Below are 9,357 nucleotides of genomic sequence, written 5' to 3' on the forward strand. Positions count from 1 at the left end.
GGCCGGGCCGGGCCCGGCGCCCTGCCCCGCGCCCGAGAACCGGGCCCGCCGTCAGGCGCCGACCACCGCCCGTACGTCCGCCACCAGCCGCTCCGCCTCGGTCAGCGACGTCCCCAACTCCTCCGCCGTGCAGCCGAGTCGGCCGAGCAGGGCGGTGGCCCTGGCGGCGAAGCCGGCCGGCGTCGCGTCCAGGGCGGCGGCGGCCGCGAGGGCACCCTTCTCGTTGAGGCACCAGACACCGTGCTGCGCGTGCAGGGCCTGGACGAGGCCGCCGACGGCCCGGGACAGGCAGAGTGCCGCGTGCAGCACGTCCCCGGCGGCCTGCGACTTGGCCGCCATGGCCGTCGAGAATCCCGCGTCCCACAACGCGCCGTCGGTCAGCGACGTCCGCAGCGCCCCGGGGTAGTGCCGGGCCTCTTCCTTCAGCCGTGCCAACTCCCCGCCGGTGTCGGCGAGCACCCGCCCCAGTGCCACCTCGCCCGGATAGGCCGGGGACCAGAAGCCCAGCGGGTGACCGGGCTGCATCCCGGTCTCGAAGCGGCCCGCGCGGCAGTCCTGCCACACCCGGTGGACCCGGTCCAGGTCCCGCAGGATCCAGTCCACCGGGGTGCCGTCGGGCAGGACGAGCCAGGCTCCGCCGTTCACCCATGCGCCCCAGGCGCCCGGGCGATGGACCTCCACGGGGCCCCCGGTCAGTTCCGCGGCCAGGGTCTCCAGCGCCGGCAGGGCCAACTCCCCCCGGTAGTAGACCCCGAGGTCCCAGTCGGAGTCCGGGCGGTGCGCACCGCGCGCCCGGCTCCCGCCGAGCATCACACCCACAACTCCCGGTACCCGCGCGGCCCTTGCGGCGATGTCGACCATCCGCTCCAGCTCGTCCATGCGCCCCACAGTAGACACGCCTGCCACGGGAGCGCCGCCGGATATCCGGTGAACGGGCCCTCGGCGCTCAGTCCGGGGTGCCGCGCCGGACCGCCCCCGCCGGCGGCAGCCCGTCCTCCAGCTCGGCCGGCCCGCGGCCGTCGGCCAGGGCGTCCAGCGCGGCGCGGATCCGCAGCCGCATCACCGTGTTCACCATCGTCTCGGCCTCCTCCCAGTGCACCAGCCGCCAGGACAGCAGCTCCTCCTCCTGGAGGCGGATCGCGGCGAGCCGGGAGCCGTCGAGCACTCCGCCGTCGAAGAGGTAGAAGACCAGCGGCGGCCGATCCCTGCCTCGCACCCAGTCGACGGCGAGCAGCGCCCCGAGCTCGACGTCCAGGCCGATCTCCTCGAGAGTCTCGCGCCGGGCGGCCTGGCGGGGCGACTCGCCGGAGTCGGACTCGACGGTGCCGCCCGGCAGGATCCAGGTGTCGCGGTAGTTGGGCTCCACGAGCAGGACGCGGCCGTCCGCGTCCCGGAAGATGGCGCCGGCGCCCGCGAGAACGCGGGGCAGCCCGGCGATGTACGTGGCGTAATCCATGGTCGTCACGGCGCGAGCCTAGGGGGTGCCCGGGCCCGGGCCGCCTTGAAGGCCGCCGGCCCGGTCCTGCGGATCGAGATGCCCTGTTCGCCCGGCCCCCTCGCCGGATAAGGTCACAGCGGCGCGACTGCCAGTACGAAAGCAAGGGGAAACACGGTGGCGGACGCAGCAAGGACAGGCACCGCACGGGTGCTGATCGCCGCGGACAAGTTCAAGGGTTCGCTCACGGCGGTAGAGGTCGCCGAGCATGTCACGGCCGGTCTGCGCCGTGCGGTCCCCGGGCTGGACGTGGCGGCCATTCCGGTCGCCGACGGCGGCGACGGCACGGTCGCGGCGGCGCTCGCGGCCGGTTTCGCGCGCCACGAGGCGCGGGTGACGGGCCCCACCGGTGAGCCGGTGACGGCCACTTTCGCGCTCCGCGAGGACGGCACGGCCGTGGTGGAGATGGCGGAGGCGTCGGGTCTCCAGCACCTCCCGAAGGGCGTCTTCGCGCCCCTGACGGCGACCACGTACGGCACCGGCGAGCTGCTGCTCGCGGCGCTGGACGCGGGCGCGACCACGATCGTCTTCGGCGTCGGCGGCAGTGCGACGACCGACGGCGGCGCGGGCATGTTGGCCGCCCTGGGCGCGCGGCTCCTGGCGGCGGACGGCACACCCGTCGCGCCCGGCGGCGGCCCGCTGGCGGATCTCGCCACGGCCGACCTCTCGGGCCTCGACCCGCGACTGGCCGCCGTGGACATCGTGCTCGCCAGCGACGTCGACAACCCGCTGACGGGCCCCAAGGGCGCCCCGGCCGTCTACGGCCCGCAGAAGGGCGCGAGCGAGGCGGACGTGGTCACCCTGGACGCCGCGCTGTCGCACTACGCCGGGGTGCTGGCGGCGGCCGTCGGCCCCACGGCCGCCGAGCACGCCCTGGCGCCCGGCGCCGGCGCGGCGGGCGGTATCGGGTACGGCGCCCTGGTCGGGCTGGACGCGGCGTTCCGTCCCGGCATCGACGTGATGCTCGACGTGCTGGGCTTCGCGCCGGCGCTCGCCCGGGCCACGTTCGTGATCACCGGGGAGGGCTCGCTGGACGAGCAGACGCTGCACGGCAAGGCGCCGGCCGGTGTCGCCGCCGCGGCCCGTAGGGCGGGCATCGACGTCGTCGCGGTCTGCGGGCGCCTCCAGCTGCCCCGGGAGGCCCTCGCGGCGGCCGGTATCCAGCGCGCGTACGCCCTGACGGACCTGGAGCCCGACCCGGCCCGCTGCATGGCCGAGGCGGGGCCGCTGCTGGAGCGGGCGGCGGAGAGCCTGGCCCGGGACTTCCTGGTCTGATCCACGGCGCTGAGCGGCAAGCCGAGAGCCCCGGGCGAAGGGATTCGCCCGGGGCTCTCGGTCTGTTCGGATGCGTTCCGCTACGGAAGCTGTGCGGCGCGCGACTCGCGGCGGTTGTCGCGGAAGGTGTTGACCCTCCGGGCCGTCGCGAACAGCGGGATCATCGCGCCCAGGACCACCTGCAGGGAGCAGCCGGTCTGCAGCAGCAGCTGGCCACCGGGGGCGTCCAGCGCCCAGGCCGCGAGCATGCCCATGCTGAGCACGATCCAGCTGAGCATCGCCACCGCGAGCCGCCCTCGTGGCTTGGGGTACTCGACCCTGCTCACCATCAGCCAGGCGACCCCGATGATCGCCAGCAGCGTCGGCAGGAACGGCAGCTCCAGCAGCACGATGGCGACGACGGTCAGGGCACCGAACGGGCTCGGCATGCCCTGGAAGATGCCGTCGCGCAGGGTGACGCAGGAGAACCGGGCGAGCCGCAGCACCACCGCCAGCAGCACCACCACCGCCGCGACCACCGAAACCCGCTGGTTGGCGTCCTGGGCGACCATGCCCCAGGTCACCACGAAGTACGCGGGTGCCAGGCCGAAGCTGATGAGGTCGGAGAGGTTGTCGAGCTCGGCCCCCATCGCCGAGGCACGCAGCTTGCGGGCGACCAGCCCGTCGAAGAGGTCGAAGACCGACGCCATCAGCATGAGGATCACGGCCACCGCGGCGCTGTGCCGCGCCATGCCGCCGTCCTCGGTGCCCGTCAGATGCGGGATGAGGACGCCGGTGGTCGTGAAGTACACGGCCATGAAGCCACAGATGGCGTTACCGAGGGTGAGGGTGTCCGCTATCGACAGCCGTGTGGACAGCGGCATGTCGTCCCCGTCCTCCTCGGTCTCCGGTGCCCAGCCCGCCTGGGTTTCGGGATCAATCACGGTCAAGGCGTGTCACCCCCGCGGTGGTGGCCTGGCCGACCTCGACCGCAGCCTCGACGCCCTCGGGGAGGTACACGTCGACGCGCGAGCCGAAGCGGATCAGACCGATGCGCTCTCCCTGCTCGACCTTGGTGCCCTGGGGCACGTACGGAACGATACGGCGTGCCACCGCGCCGGCGATCTGCACCATCTCGATGTCGCCGAGCTCGGTGTCGAAGTGCCAGACGACCCGCTCGTTGTTCTCGCTCTCCTTGTTGAACGCCGGAACGAATCCGCCGGGGATGTGCTCCACGGACGTCACCGTGCCGGCCAGCGGCGCGCGGTTGACGTGGACGTTCAGCGGGCTCATGAAGATCGCGACGCGGGTGCGTCCGTCCTTCCACGGCATGATGCTCTGCACCACGCCGTCGGCCGGGGAGATGACGCGGCCCTGAGCGATCTCCCGCTCGGGGTCGCGGAAGAACCACAGCATGCCCGCCGCGAGTGCGGTGGTGGGCACGGCAACGGCCGCCCAGCGTCCCGAACGGCGGGAGCGGGCGAGGCTGACCGCTGCCGTGGCAACGGTCGGGAGGAGCCACGGCGACGCTCCGCGCGCGAGGCGGACGCGACCGCGTTGTGCAGAGGATTGGCTGTGGGGCATGGATGACCTTCGTAGCGGAGGATGCCGCGTAGGGATACGGGGGACGGCGGCTTTCCGAGATGCTATCGGTTGCGGGCGGCAACTGGCCAAGAGCCAGAGCCAATCCGTGGCCGAAGAATGATGACGGGGTGTGATCTTCGTCTAGGCGAAAACACCCCAAACGGGATGTTCACCCCTGGATTCGGTACTCCTCCAGTAGCCGGCGACCAATGATCATTTTCTGGATCTCGGCGGTACCTTCACCGATCAGCAGCATCGGGGCCTCGCGGTAGAGGCGCTCGATCTCGTACTCCTTGGAGAAGCCGTACCCGCCGTGGATACGGAAAGCGTCCTCGACCACCTCCTTGCAGTACTCGGAGGCCAGGTACTTCGCCATGCCCGCTTCGAGGTCGTTTCGCTGGCCGGAGTCCTTTTTGCGAGCAGCGTTCACCATCATTGCATGGGCGGCTTCGACCTTTGTGGCCATTTCAGCCAGTTTGAACTGGATGGCCTGATGCTGGGCGATCGGCTTGCCGAAGGTGTGGCGCTGCTGCGCGTAGGAAACGCCCAGCTCGAAGGCGCGCTGGGCGACACCGCAGCCACGTGCGGCGACGTTCACCCGGCCGACCTCGACGCCGTCCATCATGTGATAGAAGCCACGTCCGGTCTCCCCGCCGAGCACCCGATCGGCGGGGATCCGCAGCCCGTCCATGATCAGCTCGGTGGTGTCGACGCCCTTGTAGCCCATTTTGTCGATCTTGCCCGGGATGGTGAGTCCGGGGCGCACCTCGCCGAAGCCGGCCTCCTTCTCCACCAGGAAGGTCGTCATCGACTTGTGCGGCGCGGTGCCCTCCGGATGGCCCTCGTCCGTCCGGCACAGCACCGCCACCAGAGTGGACGAACCGCCATTGGTGAGCCACATCTTCTGGCCGTTGAGGACGTAATCGTCGCCGTCCCGCACGCCCTTGGAGGAAATGGCCGAGACGTCCGAACCCAGTGCCGGCTCCGACATCGAGAAGGCGCCGCGGATTTCGCCGGCCGCCATCTTCGGCAGGAAATAGTCCTTCTGTTCCTGCGTGCCGTGCTGCTTGAGCATGTACGCCACGATGAAGTGGGTGTTGATGATGCCCGAGACGCTCATCCACCCGCGGGCGATCTCCTCGACGGTGAGCGCGTATGTGAGAAGTGACTCACCCAGCCCGCCGTACTCCTCGGGGATCATCAGGCCGAAGACGCCGAGCTCCTTGAGCCCTTCGACGATCTGCGAGGGGTATTCGTCGCGGTGTTCCAGCTCGGTGGCGACCGGCAGGATCTCCTTGTCCACGAAGTCGCGGACGGTGGAGAGAATTTCCCGCTGAATGTCGGTCAGGCCCTCGGTCTGCGCAAGACGCGTCATGGCTACTTCTCCTTCTTGGCCGGCGGGGTCGTGAGCTCGGGGCGGCCGGGCTGTTCGCCGCCGCGCTCCTCGATGTACGTGGCCGTCGGCACCATCACCTTGCGCCGGAAGACACAGACCAGCGTGCCGTCCTGCTTGTAGCCCTTGGTCTCGACATACACGATTCCGCGGTCCGACTTGGACCTCGACGGCGTCTTGTCGAGCACCGTCGTCTCGCCGTAGAGCGTGTCGCCGTGGAAGGTCGGCGCCACGTGCTTCAGCGACTCGATCTCCAGGTTCGCGATGGCCTTTCCGGAGACGTCCGGCACCGACATGCCCAGCAGCAGCGAGTAGATGTAGTTGCCGACCACGACGTTCTTTCCGAAGTCGGTGGTCTGCTCCGCGTAGTTGCTGTCCATGTGCAGCGGGTGATGATTCATGGTGAGCAGACAGAAGAGGTGGTCGTCGTATTCCGTGACGGTTTTCCCCGGCCAGTGCTTGTAGACATCGCCGACGGTGAACTCTTCGTAGGTACGGCCGAACTGCATCGCGCTCACGCCTCCGGGGCTTCGAACTTGGACGTACGGGTCATGCCGGCGGCCCGGCCCTTGCCGGCGACGACCAGCGCCATCTTCCGGCTCGCTTCGTCGATCATCTCGTCGCCCAGCATCGCGGAACCCTTCTTCCCGCCCGCCTCCGAGGTGCACCACTCGTAGGCGTCCAGGATCAGCTCCGCGTGGTCGTAGTCCTCCTGCGAGGGCGAGAAGACCTCGTTGGCGGCGTCGACCTGGCCCGGGTGCAGCACCCACTTGCCGTCGAAGCCGAGGGCGGCGGCGCGCCCGGCGACCTCGCGGTAGCCGTCGACGTTCTTGATCTGGAGATACGGGCCGTCGATGGCCTGGAGGTCGTGCGTCCGGGCGGCCATCAGGATCCGCATCAGGATGTAGTGGTAGGCGTCCGCCGGGTAGCCCGGCGGCTGCTCACCCACCACCAGCGACTTCATGTTGATGGACGCCATGAAGTCGGCCGGTCCGAAGATGATGGTCTCCAGGCGCGGCGAGGCACCGGCGATGTCGTCGACGTTCACCAGGCCCTTGGCGTTCTCGATCTGCGCCTCGATGCCGATCCGGCCGACCTCGAAGCCCATGGTCTTCTCGATCTGGGTCAGCAGCAGGTCCAGTGCCACGATCTGCTGGGCGTCCTGGACCTTCGGCAGCATGATGCAGTCGAGGTTGGGGCCGGCGCCCTCCACGACCGTGATGACGTCCCGGTAGGTCCAGTGCGTCGTCCAGTCGTTGACCCGCACGACCCGCGTCTTGCCGGTCCAGTCGCCGTTGTTCAGCGCGTCGACGATGGTGTGCCGGGCGCCCTCCTTGGCCAGCGGGGCGCAGGCGTCCTCCAGGTCGAGGAAGACCTGGTCGGCGGGCAGGCCCTGGGCCTTCTCCAGAAAGCGGGGGTTGCTGCCGGGAACCGCCAGACACGAGCGGCGCGGACGCAGGCGCTGGGATGGCGCGGTCATGCGGGAACCTCCAGGGGGTCGAGCTTGTTCGCTTTCCGGATCTCGTCGACGATACGGCCGATGATCTCCGTTATTCCGAAGTCCTTGGGCGTGAAGACGGCCGCGACCCCGGCCTCCCGGAGGGCGGCGGCGTCGGCGGAGGGGATGATGCCGCCGACGATGACGGGGATGTCGTCGACGCCGGTACCGCGCAGCCGCTCCAGTACGTCCGGCACCAGCTCGGCGTGCGAACCGGACAGGATCGACAGCCCCACGCAGTGCACGTCCTCGGCGACGGCCGCCGACACGATCTGCTCGGGGGTCAGCCGGATGCCCTGGTAGACCACCTCGAAGCCGGCGTCCCGGGCCCGCACGGCGATCTGCTCGGCGCCGTTGCTGTGCCCGTCCAGGCCGGGCTTGCCGACCAGCAGCCGCAGTTTGCCGCTGCCCAGGTCGGCCGCCGTCCTGTCGACCTTGTCGCGGACCACCGCGAGCGGCGTGCCCTTCTCGGCCGTGACGGCGAGAGGCGCGCCGGAGACGCCGGTGGGTGCCCGGAACTCGCCGAAGACGTCCCGCAGGGCCCAGGACCACTCGCCGGTCGTCACCCCGGCCCGCGCGCACTCCAGGGTCGCGGCGAAGAGGTTGGAGTCGCCGGCCGCGGTCTTCTTCAGAACCGACAGCGCCTCCTGGGCGCGCGTCTCGTCCCGGTTGTCCCGCCAGTCGTGCAGCGCCTGGACGACCCGTGCCTCATTGGCCGGGTCCACGGTCATGATGGCGGTGTCGAGGTCCGCGGTGAGCGGGTTCGGCTCGGTGGACTCGTAGCAGTTGACACCGATGATCTTCTCCTCGCCGGCCTCGATCCGGGCCCGGCGCTCGGCATGCGAGGAGACCAGCTGAGACTTGAGGTAGCCGGACTCGACGGCCGCCATCGCGCCGCCCATCTCGTGGATGCGTCCGATCTCGGCCAGGCACTCGTCGACGAGGGAGTCCACCTTGGCCTCGATGACGTGCGAGCCGGCGAAGATGTCCTCGTACTCCAGCAGGTCGCTCTCGTGCGCCAGGACCTGCTGGATGCGCAGCGACCACTGCTGGTCCCAGGGCCGCGGCAACCCCAGCGCCTCGTTCCAGGCGGGGAGCTGGACGGCGCGGGCGCGGGCGTCCTTGGAGAGGGTGACGGCCAGCATCTCCAGCACGATCCGCTGGACGTTGTTCTCCGGCTGCGCCTCGGTCAGACCCAGCGAGTTGACCTGGACGCCGTAGCGGAAGCGGCGGTGCTTGGGGTTCTCGATGCCGTAGCGCTCGCGGGTCACCTTGTCCCAGATGCGGGAGAACGCCCGCATCTTGCACATCTCCTCGACGAACCGGACCCCCGCGTTCACGAAGAAGGAGATCCGGGCGACGACATCGCCCTTGCGGTCCTCGGGCACCTGGCCCGAGGCGAACACCGCGTCCAGGACCGCGATCGCGGTGGACATCGCGTACGAGATCTCCTGGACCGGAGTGGCCCCCGCCTCCTGCAGGTGGTAGCTGCAGATGTTGATCGGGTTCCACTTCGGGATGTTGTTGACCGTGTACGCGATCATGTCGGTGGTCAGGCGGAGGCTCGGCCCGGGCGGGAAGACGTGCGTCCCGCGCGAGAGGTACTCCTTGACGATGTCGTTCTGCGTCGTGCCCGACAGCTTGGTGATGTCGGCGCCCTGCTCCTCGGCCACCACCTGGTACATGGCCAGCAGCCACATGGCGGTGGCGTTGATGGTCATCGAGGTGTTCATCCGGTCCAGCGGGATGTCCTGGAACAGGCGTCGCATGTCACCGAGATGGGAGACCGGGACCCCGACCCGGCCGACCTCGCCGCGGGCGAGGATGTGGTCGGGGTCGTAACCGGTCTGCGTCGGGAGGTCGAACGCGACCGACAGGCCGGTCTGGCCCTTGGCGAGGTTGCGCCGGTACAGCTCGTTGGACGCCTCGGCGGTGGAGTGCCCGGCGTACGTCCGCATCAGCCACGGACGATCCTTCTGACGCTCAGTCATGTGTGACCCGTATCTTCGTCGTTCGGTCGTCGCCGTGTCAGACGTTGCGGAAGCGGTTGATGGCGTCGAGGTGCTTGGCGCGCATCTCCTCGTCGTGCACGCCCATGCCCTCCTCGGGGGCCAGTGCCAGCACGCCGACCTT

Annotated in this window: 9 protein-coding genes; 1 reads left to right on the forward strand and 8 read right to left on the reverse strand. The window is 70.0% G+C overall.

The genetic code is table 11. The annotated features are described in order from the left end of the window. Positions 1 to 51: 51 nt before the first annotated feature. Both ACGFML_RS36725 and ACGFML_RS36730 read right to left on the reverse strand, forming a co-directional pair. The gene (locus ACGFML_RS36725) at positions 52 to 861 is read right to left on the reverse strand and encodes a nucleotidyltransferase domain-containing protein (protein ID WP_393550081.1); all 810 of its coding nucleotides are present in this window, start codon (positions 859 to 861) and stop codon (positions 52 to 54) included. Positions 862 to 946: 85 nt separating this feature from the next. After that, positions 947 to 1,456, reverse strand: coding sequence for an NUDIX domain-containing protein (locus tag ACGFML_RS36730; RefSeq protein ID WP_393550083.1), 510 nt, complete (start codon positions 1,454 to 1,456; stop codon positions 947 to 949). A 189-nt stretch (positions 1,457 to 1,645) separates the two neighbouring features. On the opposite strand from ACGFML_RS36730, the gene ACGFML_RS36735 reads away from it, so the two are divergent. Beyond that, entirely contained in the window at positions 1,646 to 2,770 is a 1,125-nt protein-coding gene (locus ACGFML_RS36735) for a glycerate kinase (protein WP_393550085.1), read from the forward strand. Positions 2,771 to 2,850: 80 nt separating this feature from the next. Here the strand turns inward: ACGFML_RS36735 and pssA are convergent, their stop codons facing one another. The 6 genes from pssA to ACGFML_RS36765 form a co-directional block, all read right to left on the reverse strand. Beyond that, positions 2,851 to 3,699, reverse strand: coding sequence for a CDP-diacylglycerol--serine O-phosphatidyltransferase (gene pssA / locus ACGFML_RS36740; protein ID WP_393550073.1), 849 nt, complete (start codon positions 3,697 to 3,699; stop codon positions 2,851 to 2,853). Next, positions 3,686 to 4,333: a phosphatidylserine decarboxylase gene (locus ACGFML_RS36745; RefSeq protein ID WP_042161276.1), complete on the reverse strand. Its 648-nt coding sequence runs from the start codon at positions 4,331 to 4,333 to the stop codon at positions 3,686 to 3,688. Before ACGFML_RS36745 ends, pssA begins: the two co-directional genes overlap by 14 nt. A 169-nt stretch (positions 4,334 to 4,502) precedes the next feature. After that, positions 4,503 to 5,708: an acyl-CoA dehydrogenase family protein gene (locus ACGFML_RS36750; protein WP_042161274.1), complete on the reverse strand. Its 1,206-nt coding sequence runs from the start codon at positions 5,706 to 5,708 to the stop codon at positions 4,503 to 4,505. 2 nt (positions 5,709 to 5,710) lie between these two features. Then, the gene (locus ACGFML_RS36755) at positions 5,711 to 6,235 is read right to left on the reverse strand and encodes a MaoC family dehydratase (protein ID WP_393550086.1); all 525 of its coding nucleotides are present in this window, start codon (positions 6,233 to 6,235) and stop codon (positions 5,711 to 5,713) included. A gap of 5 nt (positions 6,236 to 6,240) precedes the next feature. Next, positions 6,241 to 7,206, reverse strand: a complete 966-nt coding sequence (locus tag ACGFML_RS36760) for an HpcH/HpaI aldolase/citrate lyase family protein (RefSeq protein ID WP_393550076.1) — start codon at positions 7,204 to 7,206, stop codon at positions 6,241 to 6,243. Then, the gene (locus ACGFML_RS36765; protein WP_393550078.1) at positions 7,203 to 9,215 is read right to left on the reverse strand and encodes a protein meaA; all 2,013 of its coding nucleotides are present in this window, start codon (positions 9,213 to 9,215) and stop codon (positions 7,203 to 7,205) included. Before ACGFML_RS36765 ends, ACGFML_RS36760 begins: the two co-directional genes overlap by 4 nt. Positions 9,216 to 9,357 lie beyond the last annotated feature (142 nt).

It is taken from the genome of Streptomyces sp. NPDC048650 (assembly GCF_043199095.1).
In the GTDB taxonomy this organism is placed as follows: domain Bacteria; phylum Actinomycetota; class Actinomycetes; order Streptomycetales; family Streptomycetaceae; genus Streptomyces.

What these genes read in the sequence shown, in the direction of transcription:
- ACGFML_RS36730 (WP_393550083.1), bottom strand. Translation starts at nt 1,456, where the DNA reads ATGGATTACGCCACGTACATCGCCGGGCTGCCCCGCGTTCTCGCGGGC.
- ACGFML_RS36760 (WP_393550076.1), bottom strand. Translation starts at nt 7,206, where the DNA reads ATGACCGCGCCATCCCAGCGCCTGCGTCCGCGCCGCTCGTGTCTGGCG.
- ACGFML_RS36765 (WP_393550078.1), bottom strand. Translation starts at nt 9,215, where the DNA reads ATGACTGAGCGTCAGAAGGATCGTCCGTGGCTGATGCGGACGTACGCC.
- ACGFML_RS36750 (WP_042161274.1), bottom strand. Translation starts at nt 5,708, where the DNA reads ATGACGCGTCTTGCGCAGACCGAGGGCCTGACCGACATTCAGCGGGAA.
- ACGFML_RS36745 (WP_042161276.1), bottom strand. Translation starts at nt 4,333, where the DNA reads ATGCCCCACAGCCAATCCTCTGCACAACGCGGTCGCGTCCGCCTCGCG.
- ACGFML_RS36725 (WP_393550081.1), bottom strand. Translation starts at nt 861, where the DNA reads ATGGTCGACATCGCCGCAAGGGCCGCGCGGGTACCGGGAGTTGTGGGT.
- ACGFML_RS36755 (WP_393550086.1), bottom strand. Translation starts at nt 6,235, where the DNA reads ATGCAGTTCGGCCGTACCTACGAAGAGTTCACCGTCGGCGATGTCTAC.